Below are 26,266 nucleotides of genomic sequence, written 5' to 3'. Positions count from 1 at the left end.
CAAAGTCATGGTATTCCCCGCGGCCCCGGCGTAAAAGGGGCCGCGCAACGGGAAAGGGTGTGGCATGGCGGTCGGCGTTTTCGATTCAGGGCTTGGCGGGCTGACCGTCTGGAGCGCCATTCGCAAGCGCCTGCCCGACCTGCCGCTGGTCTATCTGGGCGACAATGCCCATGCGCCCTATGGGGTGCGGACGGCGGATGATATTTTCAACCTGACCTGCGCCAGCGTCGAACGGCTGTGGGCCGAAGGTTGTGATCTGGTTATTCTGGCCTGTAACACCGCTTCGGCGGCGGCGCTGCGGCGGATGCAGGAAAGCTGGCTGCCGGAAAACAAGCGTGTGCTTGGGGTGTTTGTGCCGCTGATCGAGGCGCTGACCGAACGGCAATGGGGTGATAACTCGCCGCCGCGCAAGGTCGCGGTGGAAAATGTCGCGTTGTTCGCCACCCCGGCGACCGTCGCCAGCCGGGCGTTCCAGCGCGAGCTGGCGTTTCGCGCCATTGGCGTTGATGTCGAGGCGCAGCCCTGCGGTGGTGTCGTCGATGCGATTGAGGATGGCGACGAATTGTTGGCCGAGGCGCTGGTGCGGTCTCATGTCGAGGCGCTGAAACGCCGGATGCCTCACCCGCAGGCTGCCATTCTGGGCTGCACCCATTATCCCTTGATGCAAAAGGCATTTCAGGATGCCTTGGGGGCGAATGTGCAGGTGTTTTCACAGGCCGGGCTGGTCGCTGACAGCCTTGCCGATTATTTGCAGCGTCACCCGTCGATGATCGGGGCGGGGACCGCCTCGCGCTGCCTGACCACTGGAGACCCGGCGCGGGTCTCGTCCAAGGCGACCCAGTTTCTACGCACCCCGGTGCAGTTCGAGGCAGCCTGAAGAAAGGAGCTTTCCGCCATGAAATCACTCAAGAAAAAGCGCCGCGTTCAGGTGATCGTACTGGCCTTCATTGCGCTGGTCGCGGCCACCGCGCTGATCGGCTACGGCTTTCGTGATGGCATCAACTTGTATCGCAGCCCGACGCAGGTTGTTGAAAGCCCGCCGTCGGATTCCGAATATTTCGACCTTGGGGGCTTGGTGAAAGAAGGCTCGATCGTGAACCGCGATGGGGTGGCCTTTGATTTTGTGATCACAGATGGCGCGAACGAAGTGCCGGTCAGCTATGTCGGCTCGGACCCGCGCCCGGATCTGTTCACCGAAAACAGCGGCACCATCGCCAAAGGCCATTTGGTTAATGGCGTGTTCGAGGCACGCTCGCTGCTGGCCAAGCATGACGAGGAATACATGCCGCGCGAAGTCATTGATTCCTTGAAAGAACAGGGCGTTTATCAGGAGCCCAATTCCTGACGCAACGCGCGGGCCATTAAGGCTGCGTTAACCATTCCGCCCCAGTCTTGCCGTCGTTTTCAGGCGAAAAGGGGGCGGAATGAAAACCGTAGAGCAAATTGCGACGGAAATCGTCGCGCGAGAAGGGGGCTATGTCGATGACCCCTCGGACCCCGGCGGGGCGACGAATTACGGCGTGACCATCGGCACGATGCGCCGGCTTGGGCTGGACCTGAATCGCGATGGCAAGGTCGATAAGGCGGATGTGCGGGCGCTGACCCGTGCGCAGGCCCGCGACATCTTTGTGCAACACTATTTCAACGGGCCGGGGCTGGATGGGCTGCCGCCAGCGTTGCAGGCCAGCGTCTTTGATATGTATGTGAATGCGGGCAATAATGCGGTGAAAATTCTGCAACGTCTGGTCAGTCGCATGGGCTTTCCGGCGCAGGATGATGGGGTGATCGGGCCGCTGACCCGCGCCGCCGTTCATGCCGCAACCGAGGCCGCGCCGCGCCATATCACCGATGCCTACGGAATCGAGCGGCGCAATTATTACTATCGCCTGGCCAATCAGCGACCCGCCAGCCGCAAATACGCCCGCAGCAACGCGGGCGGCAAGGGCGGCTGGATCAGGCGGGCGGAGGAGTTTATCTCGGCCCGGTATCACCTGACCGAAGCGCAGCACCGCGAAAGGACTGCGACATGGGCATGATTGGGCGTATTCTTGGCGCAGGCCCCGCCATGCAGGCGGTGGGGCAGGCCGCAACCGGGCTGGCCGAGGTCTTTACCCCCAATGCGACTCGCAAGCTTGAATTGGACGCAGCCGCACATGGCACCGCGCTGGATCAGTTCGGAACCGAGTTCACCATTGCGCGGCCGGGCGTGTTTGACAGCCTTATCAATGGCGTGAACAGACTTCCTCGACCATTTCTGGCGCTGGGAACGATGGCCTTGTTCGTCTATGCGATGGTCGATCCGCCCGGTTTCGGGCTGCGCATGGCCGGGCTGGCTGAGGTGCCGGAACCGCTGTGGTGGCTGCTGGGGGCGATTGTTTCGTTCTATTTCGGTGCGCGGGAGGCGCATTATTACCGCATCCGTAAAGCCACCCCTGCGACTGCGCCGGTCGAGTCCCCGGTGTCGTTGACGGTTAAGTCAGCGGCCGGCGATTTCAGCGATAATGCCGCGTTGCGGGATTGGGCCGCAGGTCAATAACCCCGATCTGCGACAATTTGTGAAGCCCCCGTCCCCGGCGGGGGCTTTCGCATATGCGCCCCTTTCGTTAGTGTCCGCCGCAAAAGGAGACCTCGCATGATCGCAGAATTCGGCCATTTCGCACTGGTCCTCGCCCTTGGGGTGGCCCTGTTTCAGATGATCGTGCCGATGATCGGTGCCAGCCGCAACTGGCCCGTCTGGATGGAGGCCGGGCGCACCGCTGCCTTGGCGCAATTCGGGCTGATCGGCCTGTCCTTTGCGGCGCTGACCTATGCTTTTGTGACCTCGGATTTTTCGCTGTCGGTGGTCTATGCGAACTCGCACAGCCTCAAGCCGATGCTTTACAAAGTGTCGGGTGTCTGGGGCAACCACGAAGGCTCGATGCTGCTGTGGGCGCTGATTCTGGCGCTGTTTGGCGCAGCGGCGGCGGTGTTCGGAGATAACCTGCCGCCGGGATTGCGGGCGCGGGTGCTGTCGGTTCAGGCCTCGATCGGGGTGGCGTTTTTGCTGTTCATCCTGCTGACCTCGAACCCGTTCGAGCGGATGCCGTTTCCGGCCTTGGACGGGCGTGACCTGAACCCCTTGTTGCAAGACCCCGGACTGGCCTTCCACCCGCCGTTCCTTTACCTTGGCTATGTCGGGCTTTCGATGTCCTTCAGCTTTGCCATGGCGGCACTGATCGAGGGCCGCATCGACGCCGCCTGGGCGCGTTGGGTGCGGCCGTGGACGCTGGCGGCTTGGGTATTTCTGACCATTGGTATCGCGCTTGGTTCGTGGTGGGCCTATTATGAGCTGGGTTGGGGCGGGTTCTGGTTCTGGGATCCGGTTGAAAACGCCAGCTTCATGCCGTGGCTGTTTGCTGCCGCCCTGCTTCATTCGGCCATCGTGGTGGAAAAGCGTGAAGTCCTGAAAAGCTGGACGATCCTGCTGGCGATTCTGGCCTTTGGCTTTTCGCTGATGGGGACTTTCATCGTGCGTTCGGGGGTGATTACCTCGGTTCACAGCTTTGCCAGCGACCCGCAGCGTGGCGTGTTTATCCTTGGAATTCTGGCCTTTTTCACCGGCGGCGGTCTGGTGCTTTACACCATGCGGGCAAACCGGATGGCGGCCAAGGGCGTCTTTGCCCCGGTTTCCCGCGAGGGTGCCTTGGTGCTGAACAATATCCTGCTGGCGGTGTCGTCTTTCGTGGTGTTCATTGGGACCATGTGGCCGCTGATCGCGGAATTGCTTTGGAACCGCAAACTGTCGGTGGGCGAGCCGTTCTTTAACCAGGCTTTCACCCCCTTCATGGTCGCGCTGGCGATTGTGCTGCCCATTGGCGCGGTGCTGCCGTGGAAACGCGGGCGGATCGGCAATGCGCTGCGCCCGCTGCGGGGGGCCTTGGCGTTGGCGGCGGCGGTGATGCTGCTGGTCTGGTCGGTGTCCACAGGCAACACGGCGCTGGCCGTGATCGGGGCCGGGCTGGGGTCATGGCTGATCTTCGGCGCGGCGGCGGAATTGTGGATGCGCACTGGCAACAGCGGTGCGTCGCGCCTGCTGCGCTTGCCGCGTGCCGACTGGGGCAAGGCCATTGCCCATGCCGGGCTTGGGGTGCTGTTCATCGGGGTTTCACTTCTGCTTGGCTGGCAACAGGAAAGCATCCGCACCGCGAAAATCGGTGATAGCTATGACATCGGCGCCTATACGATCCACCTTGCCGATGTGCAGGAGGTGCCGGGGCCGAACTATACCGCGACCCGCGCCACGATGGAGGTGTTCCGCGGCGGGCGTCAGATCACCACACTTTACCCGGAAAAGCGGGTCTATCCGGTGCAGGCCATGCCCACGACCGAGGCCGCGATCCGGTCTGGCCTGTTCGGTGACATCTATCTGGTGATCGGTGATCCGCAGGCGGATGGCGGCTGGGCGGTGCGATCCTATGTGAAACCGTTTACCATGTGGATCTGGCTGGGCTGTGCCTTCATGTCGCTTGGCGGGCTTATCAGCCTGTCCGACCGCCGCTATCGGGTGGCGGCCGGGGCGCGGCGGGTGGCGGCAAAAAGGGTGGCTGCGGAATGAAACGTCTGGTTCTGATTGCGGCCCTGCTGGCCAGCCCCGCTTTTGCCGTGCAACCTGATGAGGTGCTGGACGATCCTGCGCTGGAATCGCGGGCGCGGGGCATTTCGCAGCAGTTACGCTGCCCGGTCTGTCAGGGCGAGAATATCGACGATTCCAATGCCGGGATCAGCCGCGACCTGCGGCTTTATGTGCGCGAACGGCTGGTCGAGGGCGATTCCGATGCGGAGGTGATCGAGGCCGTGACCTCGCGCTATGGCGAGTTCGTGCTGTTCAATCCGTCCAAGACCGGCGGCAATCTGGTTTTGTGGCTGGCCGGGCCGGTGATGGCGCTGCTGGCGCTGCTGGGGGGCTGGCTTTACATCCGCAGCCGCCGCGAGGAAACCGGGACAGCGCCACTGTCGGCGGATGAACAGGCCGAGCTGGAGCGCATCCTGAAGGAATGACGCGGCGGCAGGGATTGCCGTCGCCGTCGTGCCGGGCCACCCTGCGGCAAAGAGGGAGGCCATGATGACGCAAACAATCCAAACCCAATTCAATGACCGTATTCTGACCGTTACCCTGAACCGCCCCGAGGTGATGAACGCATTGAACAGTCAGATGCGGGCCGAAATCACCGCTACGCTGACCGATTTGCCGGAAGGGGCGCGCTGCGTGGTGCTGACTGGTGCGGGGCGGGCGTTCTGCTCGGGGCAGGATCTGAACGATATGCAGGCCGCCGATGACATCACCGGCGTGCTGAAACGCGAATATGAGCCGATGCTGCGGGCGATCACCGATTGCCCGGTGCCAGTAATCTGCGCCCTGAACGGGGTGGCGGCGGGGGCCGGGGCCAATCTGGCGCTGGTCGCGGATGTGGTGATCGCCGCCGAAAGCGCCGCACTGGTCGAGGCGTTTTCCAAGATTGCCCTGATCCCCGATGCGGGCGGGACGTGGTTTGTGCCGCGCCTTGTCGGTCATGCCCGTGCCATGGGGATGATGCTGTTTTCCGATGCGATCCCTGCCCGCAAGGCCGAGGAATGGGGATTGATCTATCAGGTGTTGCCCGATGCCGATTTCGTCGAAGGCGTTGCTGCCCGTGCCCGTGCTTTGGCGAATGGCCCGACTGGCTGTTATCGCGCCATCCGCCGCGCGGTGCGGGAAAGCTGGTCGAACGATCTGGAAGCGCAACTGACGCTTGAGGCAGAATTGCAGGGCCAGGCGGGCACCAGCCCCGATTTCGTCGAGGGCGTTTCGGCCTTTCTGCAAAAGCGCAAACCGCAGTTTACCGGCCAGTAATCCGGCCCCCTGCCGTGTCATGGCCGCATCGCCTGCGTAAGATGGTTGCGCAGGCGGTCGCTGTCTTCCTATAGCCCATCATACGCTTGGAATCATCCACTTACAAAGGCATCTGACCGAAGGCTGCGCCTCAAGGCTCAGGAAGGTGCATTGCGGGATACGAGGAAACCGCCAGAAGCGACCTCGCTATATAGTCAGCGTCGCATCACTGTATGAAACAAAGTGCGCAGGCCCTAACGGATCTGGACAAAGCGCGGCGCATGGCTACGGTTGTCGAAAAACGGCACGGTTTCGGGGCGCGGCAGGTGGTCGTGGCCACGGGCCAGTGCCTCGACCTCGGCCAGAACCACCTCGGTGATAAAGGGCAGGTTCAGGGCGCGGGCCTGTGCAACCGGCACCCAATGCAGGTGAGACAGTTCATCACAAGCGGCTGAAAAATCGTCAGGATCGCCGGTAATCTGCGCTGCATCTGCGGCAAAGAAACGGGCGTCAAAACGGCGCGGGCGGCCGGGCGGGGTGATGGCCCGGAACACAAAGCGCAAGGCTGCGGCACCATCACGCAGGTGCAGCCCGGTTTCCTCGGTCAATTCGCGCAGTGCTGCTGCCAGAATTGCCGGGGCTGGCATATCGGTGCCCGCGCGTGGTTCCAGAGACAAGCGGCGCAGGCAGTCGGGGTCCGCGCCATCCTCTGTCGTCAGGGCATCGTCCTGATCGACAGCTCCGCCGGGAAACACATATTTCGACGGCATGAAGGCAGCCTTGGCCCCCCTCATCCCCATCAGCACGGCCAACCCCTCGGGCATCCGGCGCAGCAGGATGATGGTTGCCGCATCGCGGATCGGCATATCGGCCGCCGTCATGCCGCCCCCCGGTGGCTGTGGGCGTCCTGATCGAAGCCGTGCATCCGTCGCGCCCATTGCCAGGCGATCATCGCCCCTTTGACGCGAGGCAGCAGGATCAGCGAGAGCAGGATCGCCCCCAATGAAAAGCCGATCAGCATAGAGATGGCGGATGGCCGATAGGCAATGAAAATCCACAATAAAAGCGGCGCACCGATATGCGAGACGGTCAACACCGTCAGATAGGCCGGTCCGTCATCCGCGCGGTGGTGGTGCAGTTCCTCGCCGCAGGCCGGGCAGCGGTCACGCACCTTCAGAAAACTTTGAAAGATGCGGCCCTGACCGCAGTTCGGGCAAAGCCCCAGAAATCCCCGGCGCAGAGCTTGGCCAAGCGGGCGTTCGGCATTTGCCGAGGGGGCCGGGCTTTGCAGGTCAGGCGTTTGGGTCATGGGATGGTCCACCGGGTTGCGACATTTTGTCAACAGAGCATGAGCCGTGGGCGCCGTTTTGGCAAGCCCGGCATCAGGCGGCCTGGGAGCGCCGGGCGGTGGCGACCAGTTGGTCGCGGCCGCGCAGCTTGGCCGTCAGCAGCGCGTGATCGGCTGCGGCGATAATCTGCTCGATCTCAGTGCCGCTGAGCGCCTCGGATGTGTCGCTTGGCAGATGCGTCGCGCCAACCGAAACCGTGATCCGCAGATGCGCCCCGCCAAGATGCGGGGGCAGGATGATCCGGTGGCTGGCAAGCGCCTGCCGCAGCGCCTCCCCCATCCGCAGCACCGTGTTGCGGTCTGTGTCCGGCAAAATGGCAAGAAACTCTTCGCCCCCGATGCGGAACAATTCGCCCGTATCGCCAATTGTTTGTGTCAGGCAATGGGCTGCCTGCCGCAAGGCTGCATCACCCGCAGCATGGCCAAAACGATCATTCACCTCTTTGAAATGGTCCAGATCAAGTGCCAGCAGCCCGACGCCGCTGCCGGAGGCGGTCCCAAGTGCGGCCCGAATTGCCCTGAATGCCGCGCGGCGATTGCCGATTCCGGTCAGCGGGTCTTGATAGGCCAGCCGAAGTTGCTGCTGATGTTGCAGGCTTTGCGCCTGCAACAAAGCCCGTCGGCGCAGGTGACGACGCACCAAAACAGCGGTCAGATCAATCACCTCACCTTGCCGGGGGCTGCCTTCGATCACGTCATCGGCGCCAAGATCCAACCCGACCGGAGCCATGCTGACCGCGCTGCCTTCCAGCAGTAAAAGACAACAGGCATCGCGGAAATTGGGCCGCGCCCGCAGTTCGGATAAAAGCGCCAACCCTTCGCCCGGTGCAGCGGGGTCCAGCGCGATCAGATACATGTCCGAAGTGTTGCCGTGGGTGGCCTGCGCCAGAACCTGCATCCCGGTTGCGGTGTCGATCCGCACGGCCAGCCGCTGAGCCAGATGGCGTTTCCAGCTCATGGCGATTTTATGTGAAGGGGCCACGATGGTCAGCTCAGCCCCCTCAACGGGAAAGGGTGTGCTGTCGGTGTGAACATCAAGCCGACGCAGGCTCTGATCGCGCAGACAGGCCCGCAGCCGGGCCAGCAGCAGGATCTCATCCCCTTCGGGGCGGTGGACGGCATCTGCCCCGGCTTGCAGGCAGGCAGTATGATGACTGCTGTCGGTCAGCGCAATCACCGAGGCGTCTGTGCAATCGGTGATGTCACTGCACAAATCCCGCAAGGCACCACCGTCCTGCGGCTCGGCCAGAAGAATCACGTCAAAGCGTTGCGCGGATAGCTGTCGCACCAGCTCTGCACGAGAGCCGACGGCAACGACATGATAGCAGGCGCCAATCAGGCGGACCTTACTTTTGATGCGGTGCGACGGGTCGGGGTCGCAGATCAGGATGCTTGAACTCATGGTGCTTCTCGGCTCGGTGCTTCTCGGTTACTTACGACCAAATCGTTAACAAATCGTTTCCGCCGGAGATTTTTCGATGATGACGCAAGCCGCTGCCCGTGATCTGGCTGAGCAAGCTTTTCTGTATCTGACTGAAGATCCTGATTCTTTGGTGGGTTTTATGGCTGCGTCTGGTCTGGCACCGTCTGAGCTGCGCAATGCGCTGCAACAGCCCGGATTTCACGAATCGGTGCTGGATTTCCTGATGCTGTCCGATTCGCAGGCCGAAGGCTTTCTGCACCAACAGAGCTTGCCTGCCGATGCCCTGCGGGCAGCCCATGCGGCGCTTTCGGGGGGTGTTTATGAATGGTAGGCCGTCATTGACGGTTTCTTAAAGGTTTTGCGCTAAGCCTGCCTGTAAAGGAGGCTGCTGTGCAGGACTTGATTACACGATTTGTCGAGGATTTTTTGGCCCAAGTCTATGGCGAATCGCTGGTTGCGGCGATCGCGCAGGACAGCGGCCATACCCCTCCGCTGACTTTGCTGACCCATGCGGCAGGCAGGCTTGACAAGCCATTGTTTGAATTGATCGAAGATTTCGGTTTGTGGCTTGCCCGGATCGAGGTGGTACGCCGGCTGCTGCGCTTCAGCGGTGCGGCTTTCCCGGATTTTCTGGCGGCCTTGGGCGAGTTGCCGGGCCGGGTGCGGCTGGTTTTGCCGGACCTGACCTTGCCGGATATTCGTGTGCGCTCGGATGGTCCGGCGCGGCAGCATTTGCTGCTGGGCGGGGATGATCCGGCATGGACGAGCCTGCTGGCGGGACTACTGCGGGGGATGGCGGATGATTACGGCAGTCTGGCGCTGATCGAAGTGCAGGGCATGGCGGTTTGCGTCGATGTATCACTGGATGATTATGCGGCGGGGCGGGATTTCTCGCTTGTGGCGCGGCATGGATAACATCCGGCTGGATCGGGGTGCGCTGGATGTGATGCTGCCCCTGCATTTGCGGCTGGCGGCGGATGGCGTTTGTCTGGCGGCGGGGCGCAGTTTGCGGCGTTTCCTGCCGCCGCAGATGCCGCCGTTTCTTGGCGGTGCGTTGCGCAGCAATGAAGGCCGGGTCGGCACGGCGGCGGCGCTGCGCTTTGCCGCCGCGCAACATGCCCGGCTGTTTCTGCGCCTGCCCGATCTGCACGAGGAATTGCGCGGTCATGTCGTTGTTTGTGAGGCGGGTTTCCTGTTGAACTTTGGTTTCAGCGTTGGTCTGCGTGAAGCCGTTGCCGTGGGACAACTGACTGATACGGATTTCACCCCCTGCGATCTGGCGATGGAGGTCCTGTTTCTGCACGAAGCCAATGCCGCCGTGATGGCCGAACTGTCGTGGCGCAACCGGCAGTTGGATGCGGCCCGTTCCGCGGCAGAGCGTCAGGCATTTTCCGACCCGCTGACAGGGCTGGCCAACCGGCGGGGCTTTGATCTGGCTGCGGCTGTGGTGGCGCGGGATGCCAGGGGATTTGCGCTGATCCATCTGGATCTGGACCTGTTCAAAGCGGTGAATGACACGCTTGGGCATGGTGCGGGTGACAAGGTTTTGCAGCATGTTGCAGAGGTTTTGCGACAAGAAACACGGGCCGAGGACAGCATTTGCCGTGTCGGCGGGGATGAGTTTATCCTGATCCTGCCGGGGCTTCAGGAACGGGCCGGGCTGGTGGCCATGGCCCGGCGGCTGATCGCCCGGATCGAGGCTCCGTTGGTGCTGGCCGAGGGGGAGGTGCGGATTTCTGCCAGTATGGGCATTGCGCTTTCAAGGGACTATAATCCGGCGGATATGACGCAGATGTCTGCCGCTGCTGATGCAGCCTTATATCAGGCCAAAAGGTCCGGGCGTGGGCAGGCAGTTTTTGCGGCGCAAGGCGGGGCTGGCGCGGACAGGGTAACGGATGGCAAAAGTAGAACAAGGCTGGCGTGAAAGCCGCGCCGGGTTGTTGTTGCGAGACGGCGCACGGATCGGATTGCTGGGCGGGTCGTTCGATCCGGCTCATGCGGGGCATGTGTTCATCAGCGAACAGGCGCTGAAACGCTTCGGTCTGGATCAGGTCTGGTGGCTGGTGACGCCGGGCAACCCTTTGAAACAGCACGGCCCGGCCCCTCTGGAGCAGAGGCTGGTTTGGGCGCGGAAGCTGGTTGGCCATCCACGCATCCGCATCACTGCGCTGGAGGCCGAGTTTGGCACCCGTGCGACCATCGACACAATCCGCGCTTTGCAGCGGCATTGGCCAAAGCTGCGGTTCTGCTGGCTGATGGGCGCTGATAATCTGGTTCAATTCAACCGCTGGGAGGATTGGCGCGAAATCGCCGCACGGGTGCCGATCGGCGTTCTGGCGCGGCCCGGCTCGCGGTTGCGGGCGCGGTTGTCATCGGCGGCACGTTATATGCGGCGGAACTATTTGTCTGAACGGGCGGCCTTTGGGCTTGGCGCGGCCATGCCACCCGCTTGGGCGATGGTGAATATTCCGATGGTTTCCCATTCGTCCAGCGCGATTCGGGGACGGTTGGGGCAGCAGGACTGGACGCAAGCGCCGTTGGCGCGGATACGGGATGAGGCTCATGATGACTGAACCGCGCATTAGCCGCCGGTTTTTGCTGGCCGGGGGGCTGGGCTTTGCGCTGGCCCGGCCAGGCTTGGCGCAGGAGGCCGCTGGGCTGCTGGCGTCGCAGCGCCCGGCGATTGCGCCCGCACCTGATCCGGAGGCGTTGGTTCAGGCAGCCCGGCTTGGTGGGGTGGTCAGCTTTCAGGCCATGGATGCGGCCAGCGGGCGGATCGTGGCGCAGCGTGCCCCGGATTTGCCGCTGCCCCCGGCCAGCACGCTGAAGGTGCTGACGGCGCTTTACGCGCTGGATCGGCTGGGGCCGGATTACCGCTTTCGCACACGGATTTTGCGGCGGGGGGACGATCTGATCCTTGCCGGTGGCGGTGATCCGGTGCTGGACACGGATCAGCTTGCCGAACTGGCGAAACGCACCGCTGCCGCGCAGCCTCAGGGCGTTACCCGTCTGCTGGTCTGGGGCGGGGCGCTGCCCGCGCGGGCGGTGATCTCGGCGGAGCAAGAGGACGCGCTGGCTTATAACCCGGCGATTTCCGGGCTGAATCTGAACTTTAACCGGGTGCATCTGTCATGGCGTTGCGCCAGCGATTGCCAGTTGAGCTTTGAGGCGCGTGCGCGTCGGCACAGTCCGCGTGCCTATACGGTGCGTGGTCAGATGGTCGCCGGGGGCGGGCGAATCCGCCTGAATCAGCAGCCGCAAGGGGATATGTGGCAAGTGCCGCGGAATGCTCTGGACCGGCAGGGGGCGCGATGGCTGCCGGTTCGCACGCCGGAACTTTACGCCGGCGATGTGTTTCAGACCCTATGCCGGGCGGAGGGGCTGGCACTGCCGGCTCCCGAAGTCACTGCCGAGGCGCAAGGCGACGAAATTGCCGTGATCGACAGCCCGCCTCTGCGTGAGATTTTGGCTGGGATGCTGGATTATTCCACCAATCTGACCGCTGAGGTCGTCGGGCTGACGGCCAGCGGTGCCGGTGATTTGCCTGCGTCAGCGCGGATGATGCAGGACTGGGCCGCCGGGCAAGGGGTGCAGGGGGTGATCTGTGCCGATCACTCTGGCCTGTCGGCGCAAAACCAGGTGACGGCGGCGGCGATGGTGCAGCTTTTGGCGGGGCCGGGGCGGGGGCAGGACATTGCCGCGCTGCTGAAGTCAGGGCCGGTCTGGCCGGATGCCGGAGACGGCTGGACCGGCCAGATGCGGGCTAAAACCGGCACACTGAACTTTGTGTCCAACCTTGTGGGCTATGCCGGGGCAGGCGGCGCGGATGGCGTCATATTTGCCATTTTCTGTGCCGATCAGCTGCGCCGGGCCGAGAACGAAGGACGCGAACTGCCGCCCGGCGTGATTTCCTGGACCAATCGCGCCAAGGCTTTGCAACAAGATTTGATCGACGGCTGGAGCCGTGAGACCATGCGCCAGGACCGCAACAGTGAACGCCTGCCCTTGCCGCCGGATGCAGGTTAAGCCAAGCGACGATGACGCGCCCGCGCGGCCAGCTCGATTGCGGCGGCATGAAGGCGGTCGATTTCCAGCTCATCGCGGATCTCGGCCAGCATCTCGACCTCGGTGTCGGTCAGATGGCCGTCGGCAGCGGCCACGTCGCAGGCCAGAACATATGCCGTATCAAACAGTTGCCGGGGCAGGCTGTCACGAACCAGCCCGAACAGCGCGGCCAGCCCATCCTCGTCTTCGAACAGGGTAAAGACGGTCTGTGATACCGGCCGGATGCGGTCGATGTCATAGGCTGCAAACACCGGCGTATGGTTGACGATGCGTTCAATGGCAATCAACTCGGCGGTGCGCATCTCGGAATCTGAGGCCGAGACGGCAACCATCACCGCAACAAGCGCGTCACAGGGCGAAAGCGGGGGCAGGTCGATGGTCATGGGCTGTTCCTTATGAAGGGCCGATGGTCGCAGATTATTGACGATTCCCGGCTGGTTCAATACGGGGGCAGGCGACAGTATTGTGATGGAGACAGCCGATGACCGCCCTGCGCGACGCCGCCATGAACAGCAAGGCCTGGCCTTTCGAGGAAGCGCGCCGGGTGTTGAAACGCTATGAAAAGGCACCGCCCGAGAAGGGCTATGTGCTGTTCGAGACGGGCTACGGCCCTTCGGGGTTGCCGCATATCGGGACTTTTGGCGAGGTTGCCCGCACGACGATGATCCGCCGTGCCTTTGAAATGATAAGCGATATTCCCACCCGTCTGATTTGTTTTTCAGACGATCTGGACGGGATGCGCAAGGTTCCCGATAATGTGCCGAATACGGATATGCTGCGCGAGCATTTGCAAAAGCCGCTGACCTCGGTGCCTGATCCTTTTGAGGAATATCCCAGTTTCGGCGATCATAATAATGCCATGCTGCGCCGGTTTCTGGACACTTTTGGTTTTGAATATGAGTTCATCAGTGCGACGGACTTCTATAGATCCGGCCGTTTTGACGGGGTTTTGCTGAAAGCGACCGAGAAATATGATGATATTATGCAGGTGATGCTTGCCAGTCTGCGCGAAGAACGCCAGCAGACGTATTCCTGCTTTTTGCCGATCAGCCCGATCAGCGGACGCGTTCTTTATGTGCCTATCAAGCATGTCGATGCGAAAAATGGGACGATCACCTTTGATGATGAGGATGGGTCCGAGACAGTTCTGTCGGTGACGGGCGGAAATGTGAAATTGCAGTGGAAGCCGGATTTCGGTGCGCGTTGGGCTGCGTTGGATGTGGACTTTGAAATGTATGGCAAGGATCATTCCACAAATACGCCGATTTATGACCGTATTTGTGAGATTTTGGGGGGGCGAAAGCCAGAGCATTTCACCTATGAACTGTTCTTGGATCAGCACGGCCAGAAAATCAGCAAATCGAAAGGGAATGGTCTTTCGATTGATGAATGGCTGACCTATGCTGCAACGGAAAGCCTATCCTATTTTATGTATCAAAAGCCCAAAACGGCCAAGAGGATGCATTTTGATGTCATTCCAAAGGCCGTTGATGAATACCATCAGCAATTGCGGGCTTATCCCGATCAGACGCCTGAACAGCAATTGGCAAACCCGGTCTGGCATATTCATGGTGGAAATGTGCCGAAGTCGGATATGGTGGTACCGTTTCAGATGTTGCTGAATCTGGCCTCGGTTGCGGGGGCTTCGGATAAGGACGGGCTTTGGGGCTTTATTCGCCGCTATGCGCCCGAGGCCAGCCCGGAAACGCATCCGCATCTGGATCAGGCTGCTGGTTTCGCTGTGCGTTATTTTAATGATTTTGTCGCGCCGCAGCGTCAGTTCCGCGCACCTTCCGAGAATGAGCGGCGGGCATTGGAGGCGCTGGCGACGCGGTTGGCGGAGTGGGATGGCCCGGTCGATGCCGAGGCGCTGCAATCCATGGTCTTTGCCATTGGCAAAGATTACGGGTTCGAGCCGCTGCGGGCCTGGTTTGAAACACTGTATCAGGTGTTGCTGGGGGCTGATCAGGGACCGCGTTTCGGCGGGTTTATCGCGCTTTATGGCATTGATGAAACGCGTGATCTGATCCGGCGTGCCTTGGCGGGAGAACTGACGGCCTGACCTACGCTTGTTAACCTGATTTTAGGTTTTCTCTGTCAATCTGAACCTGTCCGACGCAAGAATCACTTGAGGGCGTTGGGCGGTTGGATTGAACAGGAGTATAGGACACGTTGAACAGGATCGTTCGTCGGCAAGACAGGCAACGCACGCTGAATTAAGACCTCATTAACCCATTCCTGACAGGTTCCCCTGCGATTTTGCAGCCATCTTGGCTGTGTTGCGAAGGGGAGAGTGGGATGAATATTGCAGTCACCAATGGTTTGGTTCTGACGCCGCCGGATTTCAGCGCCGGGTTGCGGGTTTGGTCGCGTGAAAATGGCACGGCTGGCAGCGCAACGTGGCATGGTGCGTCGAACGCTTCGATCGTTCCGGCTGATCAGGATTTCGGCACCTGTCTGGAAATCGTCAAGCAGCAGGATGTCACGCAGCTTCGCTTCATGGGTGAAACGCCGATCCTGCCCGGCACATATCTGCGGATTTCAGCCCGGCTGAAGATGGTTGCGGGAACGATCTGTCAGGCTCGGATTGCAGGCTGGCCGGGGGATGGTGGGCGGCGCCATGTCTCGGGGCTGACGCAGACCGGGGTGACGGTGACGCTGGGCAGCTATGGGCAAGTCACGGAAATCTCTGCGATTGTCAGCCCGGCAAGTCGGCAAGGTGTGACGATGGCCTGGGGGCTGACCCCGGTTATGGGGCATTTCGGGCTGGATCTGGTTGGGCCGAATGGTGGGGCGGTTCGGATCGAGAGTATCCGGATCGAGGATGTCAGCGCTGATTTTCTGGTCGGCAGCCGCGATTGGGTGGATGTGCGCGATTATGGTGCGGTTGGCGATGGTGTGACCAATTGCCGGGCGGCATTTCTGGCGGCGGATGCAGCGGCCGCGGGCGGTCAGATTTTGGTGCCGGAGGGAACTTATCGGCTGGCCTCGGATACCTCGCTGTCCAGTCCGGTGCGTTTCAAGGGCAAGCTGACGATGCCGGATACGGCGCGGTTGGCATTGCTGTCATCCTTTGATTTCCCGACCTATGCTGCGGCTTTCGGGGACGAGACTCTGGGTCTGAAAAAGGCGCTTCAGGCGCTGTTTGGCTATGTGGACCATACGGTTCTGGATTTGCGGGGACGCCGGGTCGATCTGACTGAACCGCTGGAGATTGCGAAATATGCGCCGGGTTTGACCAGTTTCGGGAACCGGCGGATGATTGTGAACGGTCAGATCAATGTGACGCCGGGGACGGCGTGGGAAAGCGGTCTTGTGACTTCGCAGGCGCGCTATGACCCGGCGCGCCCCTTGGAACTGACCGAGGTGGCGAATGTTGCCAATATCGAGGTCGGTTCGCTGATTTCGGGCATGGGCGTCGGGCGTGAGGTCTATGTCCGGGCCAAGAATGTGGCACAGCGCAGTATCACGCTGTCGCAGCCTTTTTATGGTGGTGCCACCGCGCGCAATTATCAATTTACCCGGTTCCGTTATATTTTTGATTTCTCTGGAATTGATAAACTGGATCGGTTGACCTTTGCTAATGTTGAATTCCTGATGAATGGCAATGCCAGTGCTGTTTTGCTGCCGGGGGATGGCTGGCTTTGGCAGTTTCAGGGATGCCATTTTACCGGGCCGAAAAATCGGGGAATCACGTCGATTGGCTGGGGCTGTCAAGGGATGCAGATTGATAATTGTCAGTTCATTTCCAGCGAGCTGTCCGCTCTGGCGCAGGATCGTGTGTCCATTGGGATGAACAGCAATGCGAATGATGTGAAGATCCGTAACAACCAATTTGTCCGGTTCGGCACCAGTATGGTGATTGCTGGAACAGGGACAATCATTTCTGGAAACCATTGGTTTCAGGGCGATGATGCCGACTTGGGGATGCGGGTTCCGGGGTTAGTGCTGACGGCCAAAAACGCGATGACGACCATCACCGGGAACTATGTCGATAATAACACGATTGAATGGTGCAATGAGCATGACCCCTATCCGCAATTCACCGAGCCGAGCTATTCGTTCGGCGGGTTGACGATTGATTCAAACCATTTCGTCGTTCGTCGCCCGCATGAAGATTTCGTTTGGTTCTCGGTCAAGCCGATGGGGGCTGGGCATTTCGTGCATGGGCTGTCGGTGACATCGAATGTGTTCAAAACGCTGGTCAATCGGATCAAGCGTGTTGACCGGGTGGATAACAGCGTGGCAGATCTGAACTATAACCGGATGCGGAATATTACCTATTCCGGTAATTCGTTTAATGGCGTGAATACCTATGTCGCCAATCCGGTTTGCATCACCCATAATCAGAATACGGCACAGGCGAATTGGCTGGTGCCGGTTGGGGCAGCGCTGCCCTTGGGCGGCTGGGCGAATAAGGTGGATGCGCTGGTGCTGGAAACTGCGATTACGGACGGCGCGAATCGGCGCGTGGTGGAAAGCCCCGTGTGCCAGAATCGGCGTGGTAGCGACATGACCAGCATCCAGTTGAACTGGTCGCAGGCGGTCAAGGGGACTGTCTCGATGTGGGTGCGAACGGATCAGCCCGGCTGATCCGCATAAGATGACAGAACCAGCCCGGCGGCCTTAGGGGCGCCGGGTTTCAGGCGTTCAGGGCGTCGGATAGATCTTTGGGGCCAAGTTGAGACGCGCGGCCAAAACCGCTGTTCAGCACGCCTTGCACCGGCGCGAGGTGCCAAAAACGGAAATCGGGCAGATTGGCATAGATCGTGGCCTTGGGGTCGCCGGCAAGCCATGCCTGCCGCAGCACATCGGTTGCCTCGGCTGGTGTGGCGCGGATTTGCAGGGACAGTCGGGCCTGGACCATTTCATCGCCTTTTCCCTGTCGTGCATGGGTTATCAGCAATCCGGCGCGGGGATCGGCGGTAAGGGCGCGGCTGTGCTGGGCGATACCGGCCAGCAGGGCATAGATGCGACCATCAGGACCAAGTTGCGCGCTGATCCGCGACAGGATCGGGCCTTCGCCTGCCGGGTCGTGGCAGGCCAGTGTGGCGTGGCGCATCCCGGTCAGCATGTCCTTGATGCTGGCCTGCGCTGCGGCGTCGATCGGCTGGAACAGGGCTGTCGTCATCGCGGGAACTGTTAACGCAAATCAATAAAAACCCATTGTTGCACGCAACAATATTGCGCTGCAAGGGCTTTACGCTGCGCAAAAAAGGCCGTTTACTCTGGTTTCAGGAGGGGGCCGAAACGGGGAAACCCGGCTTGGCCAGATGAGCGGAGGAGAGACACATGGCGGAGACCATAGCCAAGCACCCGATTCCGGCTGGGGGCGAAGGGGCGCATTGCAGCCCGGCGGATTATCAGCGGATGTATGCGGAATCGATCAGCGACCCGGATGCGTTCTGGGCGCGTGAGGGCAAGCGGCTGGACTGGATCACGCCCTATAGCAAGGTGAAGGAGACCGACTTCACCATGGGCAAGGTCAGCATCAAGTGGTTCGAGGATGGGGTGCTGAACGCCTCGGTGAACTGTATCGACCGGCATTTGCCGACGAAATCGCGCCAGACGGCGATCATTTTTGAGCCAGATGATCCCGAGCAGCCGGCGCAGCATATCACCTATGCCGAGCTGTCGGACAAGGTGAACCGGATGGCGAATGTGCTGCTGTCCCAAGGGGTTATGCGCGGCGATCGGGTGGTGATCTATCTGCCGATGATCCCCGAGGCCGCCTATGCCATGCTGGCCTGCGCCCGGATCGGGGCGATCCATTCCATCGTTTTCGCGGGCTTCTCGCCCGATGCGCTTGCCAACCGGATCAATGATTGCGGGGCCAAGCTGGTGATTACCGCCGACACCGCTCCGCGTGGTGGCCGCCGCACGGCGCTGAAATCCAACACCGACGCCGCTCTGCTGCATTGCAGCGACCGGGTGCGCTGTCTGGTGGTCAAGCATACCGGCGATCAGACGACCTGGATCGACGGGCGCGATGTGGACTTGCTGTATCTGATGAGCCACGCCAGCCCGGACTGCCCGCCGCGGCCAATGAATGCTGAAGATCCGCTGTTCATCCTCTATACCAGCGGTTCGACCGGAAAGCCCAAGGGCGTGGTTCATTCGACCGGCGGCTATCTGGTCTATGCGTCGATGACGCATGAATATACCTTTGATTACCGCGACGGCGATGTGTTCTGGTGCACGGCGGATGTGGGCTGGGTGACGGGGCACAGCTATATCGTCTATGGCCCGCTGGCCAATGGTGCCACCACGCTGATGTTCGAGGGCGTGCCGACCTATCCTGATGCCGGGCGCTTCTGGGGGGTCTGTGAAAAGCACAAGGTCAACCAGTTCTACACCGCCCCGACGGCGATTCGGGCGTTGATGGGGCAGGGGGTCGAGTGGGTCGAGAAATACGACCTGTCCAGCCTGCGGATTCTGGGTTCCGTGGGTGAGCCGATCAACCCCGAGGCGTGGAACTGGTATGACCAGCATGTCGGCAAGGGCCGCTGCCCGATCGTGGACACGTTCTGGCAGACGGAAACCGGCGGGCATATGATTACGTCCTTGCCCTATGCTATTGAAACCAAACCGGGCGCGGCGACGCTGCCGTTCTTTGGTATCAAGCCTGCCATTCTGGAATCCGAATCGGCCAAGTTGATCGAGGGCGACCCGGCGGATGGTGTTCTGTGCATCGCGGACAGTTGGCCGGGGCAGATGCGCACCCTCTGGGGCGATCACCAGCGGTTCATGGAGGCGTATTTCCAGCAATATCCGGGCTATTATTTTACCGGCGACGGCTGTCACCGGGATGAGGACGGCTATTACTGGATCACCGGGCGCGTCGATGACGTGATTAACGTCAGCGGTCACCGGATGGGGACCGCCGAGGTCGAATCGGCACTGGTTGCCCATGCCAAAGTCGCAGAAGCCGCCGTGGTCGGTTATCCGCATGAGCTGAAGGGGCAGGGTATTTATGCCTATGTCACGCTGATGAACGGGATCGAGCCGTCTGACGAGCTGCGCAAAGAACTGGAACATTGGGTCCGCACCGAGATTGGCCCGATTGCCAAGCCTGACCTGATCCAATGGTCGCCGGGCCTGCCGAAAACCCGTTCGGGCAAGATCATGCGGCGGATTCTGCGCAAGATTGCGGAAAATGACTTTGGCAGCCTTGGGGATATTTCGACGCTGGCCGATCCGTCGGTGGTTGATGATCTGATCGAAAACCGGATGAACCGGGGATAAACAGGGGCGGGCCGGACAACCGGCCCGGCCTTCTGCTCGATGGTCCTGATCGCCGCCGCCACGGCCCGGACCCGTCAATGAAACGGCGGTTGTGTTCAAGAGGGAGGAACACAGGAAAATGAGGGATAAACAAGCAACGAATGCCTATTGGCAGGCCAACCTTCGGGTGATCTGGGTCTGCCTTGCCATCTGGGCATTGGTATCATTCGGCTTTGGCATCGTGTTCCGGCCCTTCCTGATGGGGATTGCGGTTGGTGGTTCGGATCTTGGTTTCTGGTTCGCGCAGCAGGGCTCGATTCTGGTCTTTATCGTTCTGATCTTCTGGTATGCCGCACGCATGAACCGGCTGGACCGTGAACATGGCGTCGAGGAGTAATCATGGATCAGTTTACGCTTAACCTGATTTTCATTGGCCTGTCCTTTGCGCTGTATATCGGTATCGCAATCTGGGCGCGGGCCGGTTCCACGGCCGAGTTCTATGCCGCGAACCGGGGGGTTCACCCGGTCATGAACGGTATGGCTACGGGCGCTGACTGGATGTCTGCGGCCTCGTTCATCTCGATGGCGGGTCTGATCGCCTTTACCGGCTATGACAACTCGACCTATCTGATGGGCTGGACCGGCGGCTATGTGCTGCTGGCGCTGTTGCTGGCGCCTTACCTGCGCAAGTTCGGCAAGTTCACCGTGCCAGAGTTCATCGGCGATCGGTTTTATTCCGGCACGGCGCGGATCATCGGTGTGGTCTGCCTGATTACCATTTCGATTACTTATGTGATCGGCCAGATGACCGGGGTTGGCGTCACCTTCTCGCGCTATCTGGAGGTGGATTATGCAACCGGCCTGTGGATCGGTGCGGCGCTGGTGTTCTGCTATGCTGTGCTGGGCGGGATGAAGGGCATTACCTATACGCAGGTGGCGCAATATGTGGTGTTGATTATCGCCTATACCATTCCGGCGGTGTTCATTTCGCTGAACCTGACGGGCAACTTCCTGCCGCAGCTTGGGTTGTTTGGCACGGTCGAGAATGGCACGCCCTTCCTGCAAAAGCTGGATCAGGTTGTGACCGATCTTGGCTTTAATTCCTATACCGGCCACCATCTTGGCACGTTCAACATGGTGCTGTTCACCATGGCGCTGATGATCGGCACCGCGGGTCTGCCGCATGTTATCATCCGCTTTTTCACGGTGCCGAAAGTGTCGGATGCGCGGTCTTCGGCAGGTTGGGCGCTGGTCTTTATCGCGCTGCTTTACACGGTCGCCCCGGCGGTCGGTTCGATGGCGCGGTTCAACCTGTCTGCCGCAATGTGGCCCGGTGCCGAGCATGGTGAAACCTTCAGCCAACCCGCCGTGTCGCTGGATGCGATCCAGAACGCGCCGGAACTGCAATGGATGCGCACCTGGTCCGACACCGGCCTGCTGACCTGGGAGGACAAGAACGGTGATGGTCTGATCCAGTATTACAACGAGGCAGGCGCTGCGAACTCGCCCGCGCTGCAAGAGCAGATCGCGGCGCAGGGTTTGGTCGGCAACGAACTGACCAAGGTGGATAACGACATCATGGTTCTGGCCAATCCCGAAATCGCCAACCTTCCGGGCTGGGTGATCGGGATTGTGGCGGCCGGTGCGCTGGCGGCGGCTTTGTCCACCGCAGCGGGTCTGCTGCTGGCGATTTCCTCGGCGGTCAGTCACGATCTTATCAAAGGGGCGATCAACCCCAACATCTCGGAAAAGAACGAGCTTCTGGCCGCGCGCATCTCGATGGCGGTGTCGATCCTTGTCGCCACATGGCTGGGGCTGAACCCGCCGGGCTTTGCCGCGCAGACGGTGGCGCTGGCCTTTGGTCTGGCGGCCAGCTCGATCTTCCCGGTGCTGATGATGGGTATTTTCAGCAAGCGCGTGAACCGTCACGGCGCCATCTGGGGGATGCTGGCCGGGATGCTGTCCACGGTGATCTATATCTTCACCTATAAGGGCTGGTTCTTTATCTCGGGGACCAACTTCCTGCCGGATCAGCAAGCCTATTGGCTGTTCGGTATCGCGCCCGCCAGCTTTGGCACCATCGGCGCGCTGATTAACTTTGCCGTGGCTTATCTGGTGTCCAACGCGACCGAGGAAGTCCCGATGGAGGTGCAGGATCTGGTCGAATCTATCCGCGTGCCGAAAGGCGCAGGCGCGGCGGTCGATCACTAAGCAATGCGGCCGCGTCCCTTACCGGGGCGCGGCCATCTGACCAAGAGGGGAAACCGTGGACGACATTCGCAACTTTATCGCCGCGATTCACCCCTATGATTCTCTGTCGCAGGACGAATTGGCGCGGGTCGCCGCTTCCTTCAGCCGCAGAGATTGGGCGGTGGGCGAGCAGGTCTATCGCGCGGGTGAGGTGCTGGAAGGGATCTGGCTGATCGTCAGCGCCGGGGTTGCCATCACCGATGCCAACGGCGCACCGGTGTCGGAACTGTCGCGCGGTAACAGCTTTGGCGAACGCGGGTTGATGACGGGCGCAGGGCTGGCCGTGACCAATGCCCGCGTGACGCAGGCCGGGGCAATGCTGATGCTGCCGCGGGCCGAGTTCCAGCGCCTGTTGCGCACATCACGCCCCTTTGCCCGGTTCTTCCGGCGCGGTTCCGCCGCCAGCCCGCGCGGGGCCGAGGTCGCCACGCTGCGGGTGGCCGATCTGATGTCGGGCCGCGCCTTGGCCTGCCGTCCTGATACCACGATAACGGATGCCGCGCGGATGATGCGCGATGCTCATATCAGCAGCCTTGGCGTGACGGATGCGCAGGATATGTTGCTGGGGATCGTCACCATCCGCGATATGTCGGCCAAGGTCGTGGCCGGCGGGCTGGATGCATCGGGGCCGGTTTCGGGGATTATGACCGCCAACCCGGCGGTGCTGACGCCTTCTGACATTGGCTCGGATGTGCTTGGGGCGATGCTGGAACATAATATCGGCCACCTGCCCATCGTTGAACAGGGCCGCTTTGTCGGCATGGTCACGCAAACTGATCTGACGCGCTTGCAGGCGGTCAGCTCTCAGGTGCTGTTGCGCGATCTGGCCGGGGCACCGGATGCGGCGGCGATGGCGCAGGTGACGGCGCGGATACCGGAACTGCTGGTCCAGCAGGTCAGCGCCCATCAGCGGCACGAGGTCACAACCCGGCTGATTACCGACGTGGCCGATGCCGTCACCCGCCGCCTGCTGGCGCTGGCCGAGGCGACACTTGGCCCGCCGCCGGCGCCCTATCTGTGGGCGGCCTGTGGCTCGCAGGGGCGGCGCGAACAGACCGGCACCAGCGATCAGGATAACTGTCTGATTTTGGATGACTCTGCCGATCCGAACGATCCTTATTTCGAAAAACTGGCACGGTTCGTCAGCGATGGGCTGCATCAGGCGGGCTATGTCTATTGCCCCGGCGATATGATGGCGACGAATCCGCGCTGGCGGCAGCCGCGCCGGGTCTGGCGTGAGTATTTCCACGGCTGGATCACCACCCCCAACCCCGAAGCGCAAATGCTGGCCAGCGTCATGTTCGATCTGCGCGCCATCGCGGGCGAGGTCTCGCTGCTGGAGGGGTTGCAGGCCGAGACCTTGCAGGATGCCGCCAAGAACTCGATCTTTGTGGCGCATATGATCGGCAACAGCCTGAAACATCGCCCGCCTTTGGGCATGATCCGGGGCTTTGCGACGATCCGTTCGGGCGAGCATCGCAACCAGATCGACATGAAGGCCAATGGCGTGGTGCCGGTGACGGATCTGGCCCGCGTCTATGCCCTGCGCGGCCAGATCGAGGCGGTGAACACGCGTGAACGCCTGCTGGCGGCGCAGGGGGCGGGGATTATTTCCGACAGTGGCGGGCAGGATCTGGTTGCCGCCTATGACCTGATCCAGACGCTGCGGCTGGAAAATCAGGCTGAACAGGTGCGCGAAGGCCGCAAGCCTGATAATTATCTGGCCCCCTCGGATCTGGCGGATTTCCAGCGCAGCCACCTGCGCGATGCCTTTGTGGTGGTGCGCACGATGCAATCGGCGGTCGGGCATGGCAAAGGGGCGATGATCTGATGGCTGGCATGTCGTGGGATATTCTGGCGATGCTGGCCGTGGGGATCGGCGCGGCGGCGGCGCTTTACGCGGCGCTGCACGCGGCAAGCAAGGCCGGGTTCGATTTGCCGCGCTGGCTGCTGCCTGCCGGGATCGGGCTGGCGATGCTGGGGTTCACGGTCTGGAATGAATACACATGGTTCCCGCGGGTGCGCGACCAACTGCCCGCGCGGGTAGAGGTGCTGGAGGTCGGGCAGGGCGGCAAGGCGTGGAGGCCCTGGGCCTGGCTGGTGCCGATGGTGACGCGCTTTACCGCGCTGGACCCGGCGATGGTGCAGCAGAGCGAGGGGCTGCGGCAGGCGCCGGTGCTGCTGGTCGAACGCTGGCAGCCGACGCGGCAGGTGACGGTTCAGGTCGATTGCGCAGCGGGGCGGCAGCGGATGCTGGCTGCCAGCGGCACACCAACCGGCTGGTCAGACCCTGCACCTGCTGATCCGTTGATCCGTGCCATGTGCAAAGGGGGGTGACGGATGAGTGATCGCAAGGCTCTGCATGAAAGACTGTCCCTGCGCCAGCGGGTGTTTCTGATCTTTGCCGGGCTTGGGCTTGGGATTCTGGCGCTGATTGCGGTCGGGCTTTATGCGGCGGCGCAAAAGATGGCGGCGGCGAACCTTGGCTTTCTGGGCCAGCGTGCGCCGGGGCTGACCTCGGCCCTGACGCTGGCCGGGCTGATCGGCGGGCTTGGTGGGCTGGGTCTGGTGACGTGGGTCTGGTATCTGTTCGATCAGAACGTCGCCCGCCCGATCGAGACCTTGGCCGGGGGCTTACGGGCCGGGGCCGCACCTTTGGGGGCCGAGGGCAAATATCTCGCCGATCTGGCCCCGGCAACACGCGACGCCTGCGGTATCGGCGGCCGCCCGGCACAGGCGGCGCTGGCCGAAGGGGCCGTGCTGCAAGAGATTCTGGCCGATCCCGGCGCGGGGCTGATCCTGTCTGATCTGCATGGCCATGTCATCCTGTTCAATGCCGCAGCCGAGGCCGCTTTGCCGGGACTGGCCATTGGGCAGGACTGTCCGGACTGCCCGGCAGCGCGGCGGCGTGAGCTGTCGATCGGGCATCTGGATATTCTGCCCGCGCCCGCGCCTTCGGACCCGCTTTTGCAGGTCGAGCTATCCGCCATTTCGGCGCTGGCGCTTGGCGGTTTGCAGGGCGGGCATTTTGTGGTGTTTGATACCGAAACCACCGGACTGGACCCGGAAACCGACCGGATCGTGCAGATCGCCGGTGTGCGGTTGCGCGGCGGGCGTGATACCGGGGAACGCTTTGAAACGCTGGTCAATCCGGGCCGGGGGATTCCGCCCAAGGCAACGACGATTCACGGTATCAGCGACAAGATGGTGCGCGACGCGCCGGATATGACAACCGCGCTGACCAGTTTTCGTGACTTTTGTGAGGGGGCGACGTTGATCGCCCATAATGCCCCCTTTGATATGGGCTTGCTGCACGCCGCCGAGGCCGAAACCGGGCAGCGGTTCGATCAGCCGGTGATGGATACGATTTTGCTGTCTGCGATGCTGTGGGGGCAGGCCGCACCACATTCGCTGGATGCGCTGGTGGCGCGGCTGGGGATCGACCTGCCGCCGGAAAAACGCCACACGGCGATGGGTGACGCCGAGGCCACCGCGCAGGCGGCGCTGCGCTTGCTGATGGCCTTGGCGGGCAAGGGAATCCGCAGCTTCGATGAGGTGCGGGCCGAGGCGAAAAAGCACCGTCGCCTGTTGGCGGATGCCAACCGTGATTAGAGCATTGGCGGATGCCAGCCGGATTACAGTTCGAGTTCCGGCGCTTTGGGCGACGGGTCCAGCGGCGGATGACCGGGGGGAAGCGAGGGCTCGCTGTCAGCAGGGGGGCGGGTCAGCTCCATCAGCCGGTCGCTGACCGGCGGGGGCGGTGGTGCATCGGCCTTGCGGCGGATCAGAATGTCGCCGTTTTCCAGCCGCTCGGGCGGGTTGTAATTGCCCATATCGTCGATCAGCTTGCCAAGATCCTGAACCGTTGGCAGCAGCGCGTTGGCCGCGCCCTCCATGTCTGCTTGCAGATTGTTCAGATGCGGCAGCGCCTCTTGCAACAGGTTTTGAAAGATATTGCCCATCAGATCAGCAATCGGGTCGCTGTCGGCCTGCGGGGCAGGGGTGTCGGCGCGGGGCATGGTGAAATCCTGCGCGATGGCCGGGCTGGCCAGTGCAAGGGCCAGAGCCAGAAGCAGCGGACGGGTCGGGTGCATGGCAACCTCCTGTT

At 61.7% G+C, this 26,266-nt stretch carries 26 protein-coding genes; 20 read left to right on the top strand and 6 right to left on the bottom strand.

What is annotated here, in order from left to right; translation table 11 throughout:
* Positions 1–64 precede the first annotated feature (64 nt).
* From Q4G24_RS11455 to Q4G24_RS11425, 7 genes are all read left to right on the top strand, one after another.
* Positions 65–877, top strand: coding sequence for a glutamate racemase (locus tag Q4G24_RS11455; RefSeq protein WP_303366668.1), 813 nt, complete (start codon positions 65–67; stop codon positions 875–877).
* Between the two features lie 18 nt (positions 878–895).
* Positions 896–1,345 carry a cytochrome c maturation protein CcmE gene (ccmE, locus tag Q4G24_RS11450; protein WP_303366667.1) on the top strand — a complete coding sequence of 150 codons (450 nt, stop codon included), beginning with the start codon at positions 896–898 and terminating at the stop codon, positions 1,343–1,345.
* Between the two features lie 79 nt (positions 1,346–1,424).
* Positions 1,425–2,036 (top strand): holin-associated N-acetylmuramidase, encoded by a 612-nt coding sequence (locus Q4G24_RS11445; RefSeq protein ID WP_303366666.1) that lies wholly within the window; start codon positions 1,425–1,427, stop codon positions 2,034–2,036.
* Complete coding sequence (locus tag Q4G24_RS11440; protein WP_303366665.1) at positions 2,027–2,536, top strand: holin family protein; 510 nt, start codon at positions 2,027–2,029, stop codon at positions 2,534–2,536. Before Q4G24_RS11445 ends, Q4G24_RS11440 begins: the two co-directional genes overlap by 10 nt.
* Positions 2,537–2,632: 96 nt before the next feature.
* A complete protein-coding gene (locus Q4G24_RS11435; RefSeq protein ID WP_303366664.1) occupies positions 2,633–4,594 on the top strand; it encodes a heme lyase CcmF/NrfE family subunit in 1,962 nt (653 codons plus the stop codon).
* Positions 4,591–5,037, top strand: a complete 447-nt coding sequence (locus Q4G24_RS11430; RefSeq protein ID WP_303366663.1) for a cytochrome c-type biogenesis protein — start codon at positions 4,591–4,593, stop codon at positions 5,035–5,037. Before Q4G24_RS11435 ends, Q4G24_RS11430 begins: the two co-directional genes overlap by 4 nt.
* A 61-nt stretch (positions 5,038–5,098) precedes the next feature.
* Entirely contained in the window at positions 5,099–5,869 is a 771-nt protein-coding gene (locus tag Q4G24_RS11425; protein WP_303366662.1) for an enoyl-CoA hydratase-related protein, read from the top strand.
* Positions 5,870–6,102: 233 nt separating this feature from the next.
* Here Q4G24_RS11425 and Q4G24_RS11420 read toward each other — a convergent pair whose 3' ends face one another.
* From Q4G24_RS11420 to Q4G24_RS11410, 3 genes are all read right to left on the bottom strand, one after another.
* Entirely contained in the window at positions 6,103–6,729 is a 627-nt protein-coding gene (locus Q4G24_RS11420) for an NUDIX hydrolase (protein ID WP_303366661.1), read from the bottom strand.
* Positions 6,726–7,157 (bottom strand): DUF983 domain-containing protein, encoded by a 432-nt coding sequence (locus Q4G24_RS11415; RefSeq protein ID WP_303366660.1) that lies wholly within the window; start codon positions 7,155–7,157, stop codon positions 6,726–6,728. Before Q4G24_RS11415 ends, Q4G24_RS11420 begins: the two co-directional genes overlap by 4 nt.
* Before the next feature lie 73 nt (positions 7,158–7,230).
* The gene (locus tag Q4G24_RS11410) at positions 7,231–8,598 is read right to left on the bottom strand and encodes a diguanylate cyclase (protein WP_303366659.1); all 1,368 of its coding nucleotides are present in this window, start codon (positions 8,596–8,598) and stop codon (positions 7,231–7,233) included.
* Between the two features lie 76 nt (positions 8,599–8,674).
* Between Q4G24_RS11410 and Q4G24_RS11405 the strand changes: the two genes are divergently transcribed.
* Genes Q4G24_RS11405 through Q4G24_RS11385 form a run of 5 tightly spaced genes read left to right on the top strand, consistent with a single transcriptional unit; the run spans position 8,675 to position 12,645 of the window.
* The gene (locus Q4G24_RS11405; RefSeq protein WP_303366658.1) at positions 8,675–8,950 is read left to right on the top strand and encodes a DUF3572 family protein; all 276 of its coding nucleotides are present in this window, start codon (positions 8,675–8,677) and stop codon (positions 8,948–8,950) included.
* A 59-nt stretch (positions 8,951–9,009) separates the two neighbouring features.
* Complete coding sequence (locus Q4G24_RS11400; RefSeq protein WP_303366657.1) at positions 9,010–9,534, top strand: heme NO-binding protein; 525 nt, start codon at positions 9,010–9,012, stop codon at positions 9,532–9,534.
* Positions 9,485–10,543, top strand: a complete 1,059-nt coding sequence (locus Q4G24_RS11395; RefSeq protein ID WP_303366656.1) for a diguanylate cyclase — start codon at positions 9,485–9,487, stop codon at positions 10,541–10,543. The genes Q4G24_RS11400 and Q4G24_RS11395 overlap by 50 nt, the downstream gene beginning before the upstream one ends.
* The gene (locus Q4G24_RS11390) at positions 10,515–11,192 is read left to right on the top strand and encodes a nicotinate-nucleotide adenylyltransferase (RefSeq protein ID WP_303366655.1); all 678 of its coding nucleotides are present in this window, start codon (positions 10,515–10,517) and stop codon (positions 11,190–11,192) included. Before Q4G24_RS11395 ends, Q4G24_RS11390 begins: the two co-directional genes overlap by 29 nt.
* Complete coding sequence (locus Q4G24_RS11385) at positions 11,185–12,645, top strand: D-alanyl-D-alanine carboxypeptidase/D-alanyl-D-alanine-endopeptidase (protein ID WP_303366654.1); 1,461 nt, start codon at positions 11,185–11,187, stop codon at positions 12,643–12,645. Before Q4G24_RS11390 ends, Q4G24_RS11385 begins: the two co-directional genes overlap by 8 nt.
* On the opposite strand, the gene Q4G24_RS11380 is transcribed toward Q4G24_RS11385, so the two are convergent.
* Complete coding sequence (locus Q4G24_RS11380) at positions 12,642–13,067, bottom strand: tellurite resistance TerB family protein (protein WP_303366653.1); 426 nt, start codon at positions 13,065–13,067, stop codon at positions 12,642–12,644. The genes Q4G24_RS11385 and Q4G24_RS11380 overlap by 4 nt on opposite strands.
* A 98-nt stretch (positions 13,068–13,165) precedes the next feature.
* Here Q4G24_RS11380 and Q4G24_RS11375 point away from each other — a divergent pair, with 98 nt between their 5' ends.
* Together Q4G24_RS11375 and Q4G24_RS11370 are read left to right on the top strand one after the other, a co-directional pair.
* Positions 13,166–14,746 (top strand): lysine--tRNA ligase, encoded by a 1,581-nt coding sequence (locus Q4G24_RS11375; protein ID WP_303366652.1) that lies wholly within the window; start codon positions 13,166–13,168, stop codon positions 14,744–14,746.
* Positions 14,747–14,982: 236 nt separating this feature from the next.
* Entirely contained in the window at positions 14,983–17,277 is a 2,295-nt protein-coding gene (locus Q4G24_RS11370) for a glycosyl hydrolase family 28-related protein (protein ID WP_303366651.1), read from the top strand.
* A gap of 49 nt (positions 17,278–17,326) precedes the next feature.
* Here Q4G24_RS11370 and Q4G24_RS11365 read toward each other — a convergent pair whose 3' ends face one another.
* Positions 17,327–17,815, bottom strand: coding sequence for a pyridoxamine 5-phosphate oxidase (locus Q4G24_RS11365; RefSeq protein WP_303366650.1), 489 nt, complete (start codon positions 17,813–17,815; stop codon positions 17,327–17,329).
* Between the two features lie 161 nt (positions 17,816–17,976).
* On the opposite strand from Q4G24_RS11365, the gene acs reads away from it, so the two are divergent.
* From acs to Q4G24_RS11335, 6 genes are all read left to right on the top strand, one after another.
* Positions 17,977–19,929 (top strand): acetate--CoA ligase, encoded by a 1,953-nt coding sequence (acs, locus tag Q4G24_RS11360; protein WP_303366649.1) that lies wholly within the window; start codon positions 17,977–17,979, stop codon positions 19,927–19,929.
* Between the two features lie 118 nt (positions 19,930–20,047).
* Positions 20,048–20,305, top strand: coding sequence for a DUF4212 domain-containing protein (locus Q4G24_RS11355; protein WP_303366648.1), 258 nt, complete (start codon positions 20,048–20,050; stop codon positions 20,303–20,305).
* A gap of 2 nt (positions 20,306–20,307) precedes the next feature.
* Positions 20,308–22,119, top strand: a complete 1,812-nt coding sequence (locus tag Q4G24_RS11350) for a sodium:solute symporter family protein (protein ID WP_303366647.1) — start codon at positions 20,308–20,310, stop codon at positions 22,117–22,119.
* Between the two features lie 55 nt (positions 22,120–22,174).
* The gene (locus tag Q4G24_RS11345) at positions 22,175–23,989 is read left to right on the top strand and encodes a DUF294 nucleotidyltransferase-like domain-containing protein (protein WP_303366646.1); all 1,815 of its coding nucleotides are present in this window, start codon (positions 22,175–22,177) and stop codon (positions 23,987–23,989) included.
* The gene (locus Q4G24_RS11340; protein WP_303366645.1) at positions 23,989–24,495 is read left to right on the top strand and encodes a hypothetical protein; all 507 of its coding nucleotides are present in this window, start codon (positions 23,989–23,991) and stop codon (positions 24,493–24,495) included. The genes Q4G24_RS11345 and Q4G24_RS11340 overlap by 1 nt, the downstream gene beginning before the upstream one ends.
* Positions 24,496–24,498: 3 nt before the next feature.
* The gene (locus Q4G24_RS11335; RefSeq protein ID WP_303366644.1) at positions 24,499–25,770 is read left to right on the top strand and encodes a PolC-type DNA polymerase III; all 1,272 of its coding nucleotides are present in this window, start codon (positions 24,499–24,501) and stop codon (positions 25,768–25,770) included.
* 23 nt (positions 25,771–25,793) lie between these two features.
* On the opposite strand, the gene Q4G24_RS11330 is transcribed toward Q4G24_RS11335, so the two are convergent.
* A complete protein-coding gene (locus Q4G24_RS11330) occupies positions 25,794–26,252 on the bottom strand; it encodes a hypothetical protein (RefSeq protein ID WP_303366643.1) in 459 nt (152 codons plus the stop codon).
* Positions 26,253–26,266: the final 14 nt, after the last annotated feature.

Source organism: Paracoccus sp. (in: a-proteobacteria) (assembly GCF_030538695.1).
GTDB lineage: Bacteria > Pseudomonadota > Alphaproteobacteria > Rhodobacterales > Rhodobacteraceae > Paracoccus.
The sequence above is the reverse complement of the archived record's forward strand: the minus strand, read 5'-3'. Positions and strand labels throughout refer to the sequence as shown.

Bases quoted from the DNA above. Each gene is read 5' to 3' on its own strand.
- Q4G24_RS11455 (WP_303366668.1), top strand. From the start codon at position 65: ATGGCGGTCGGCGTTTTCGATTCAGGGCTTGGCGGGCTGACCGTCTGG.
- ccmE (WP_303366667.1), top strand. From the start codon at position 896: ATGAAATCACTCAAGAAAAAGCGCCGCGTTCAGGTGATCGTACTGGCC.
- Q4G24_RS11445 (WP_303366666.1), top strand. From the start codon at position 1,425: ATGAAAACCGTAGAGCAAATTGCGACGGAAATCGTCGCGCGAGAAGGG.
- Q4G24_RS11440 (WP_303366665.1), top strand. From the start codon at position 2,027: ATGGGCATGATTGGGCGTATTCTTGGCGCAGGCCCCGCCATGCAGGCG.
- Q4G24_RS11435 (WP_303366664.1), top strand. From the start codon at position 2,633: ATGATCGCAGAATTCGGCCATTTCGCACTGGTCCTCGCCCTTGGGGTG.
- Q4G24_RS11430 (WP_303366663.1), top strand. From the start codon at position 4,591: ATGAAACGTCTGGTTCTGATTGCGGCCCTGCTGGCCAGCCCCGCTTTT.
- Q4G24_RS11425 (WP_303366662.1), top strand. From the start codon at position 5,099: ATGATGACGCAAACAATCCAAACCCAATTCAATGACCGTATTCTGACC.
- Q4G24_RS11420 (WP_303366661.1), bottom strand. From the start codon at position 6,729: ATGACGGCGGCCGATATGCCGATCCGCGATGCGGCAACCATCATCCTG.
- Q4G24_RS11415 (WP_303366660.1), bottom strand. From the start codon at position 7,157: ATGACCCAAACGCCTGACCTGCAAAGCCCGGCCCCCTCGGCAAATGCC.
- Q4G24_RS11410 (WP_303366659.1), bottom strand. From the start codon at position 8,598: ATGAGTTCAAGCATCCTGATCTGCGACCCCGACCCGTCGCACCGCATC.
- Q4G24_RS11405 (WP_303366658.1), top strand. From the start codon at position 8,675: ATGATGACGCAAGCCGCTGCCCGTGATCTGGCTGAGCAAGCTTTTCTG.
- Q4G24_RS11395 (WP_303366656.1), top strand. From the start codon at position 9,485: ATGATTATGCGGCGGGGCGGGATTTCTCGCTTGTGGCGCGGCATGGAT.
- Q4G24_RS11390 (WP_303366655.1), top strand. From the start codon at position 10,515: ATGGCAAAAGTAGAACAAGGCTGGCGTGAAAGCCGCGCCGGGTTGTTG.
- Q4G24_RS11385 (WP_303366654.1), top strand. From the start codon at position 11,185: ATGACTGAACCGCGCATTAGCCGCCGGTTTTTGCTGGCCGGGGGGCTG.
- Q4G24_RS11380 (WP_303366653.1), bottom strand. From the start codon at position 13,067: ATGACCATCGACCTGCCCCCGCTTTCGCCCTGTGACGCGCTTGTTGCG.
- Q4G24_RS11375 (WP_303366652.1), top strand. From the start codon at position 13,166: ATGACCGCCCTGCGCGACGCCGCCATGAACAGCAAGGCCTGGCCTTTC.
- Q4G24_RS11370 (WP_303366651.1), top strand. From the start codon at position 14,983: ATGAATATTGCAGTCACCAATGGTTTGGTTCTGACGCCGCCGGATTTC.
- Q4G24_RS11365 (WP_303366650.1), bottom strand. From the start codon at position 17,815: ATGACGACAGCCCTGTTCCAGCCGATCGACGCCGCAGCGCAGGCCAGC.
- acs (WP_303366649.1), top strand. From the start codon at position 17,977: ATGGCGGAGACCATAGCCAAGCACCCGATTCCGGCTGGGGGCGAAGGG.
- Q4G24_RS11355 (WP_303366648.1), top strand. From the start codon at position 20,048: ATGAGGGATAAACAAGCAACGAATGCCTATTGGCAGGCCAACCTTCGG.
- Q4G24_RS11350 (WP_303366647.1), top strand. From the start codon at position 20,308: ATGGATCAGTTTACGCTTAACCTGATTTTCATTGGCCTGTCCTTTGCG.
- Q4G24_RS11340 (WP_303366645.1), top strand. From the start codon at position 23,989: ATGGCTGGCATGTCGTGGGATATTCTGGCGATGCTGGCCGTGGGGATC.
- Q4G24_RS11335 (WP_303366644.1), top strand. From the start codon at position 24,499: ATGAGTGATCGCAAGGCTCTGCATGAAAGACTGTCCCTGCGCCAGCGG.
- Q4G24_RS11330 (WP_303366643.1), bottom strand. From the start codon at position 26,252: ATGCACCCGACCCGTCCGCTGCTTCTGGCTCTGGCCCTTGCACTGGCC.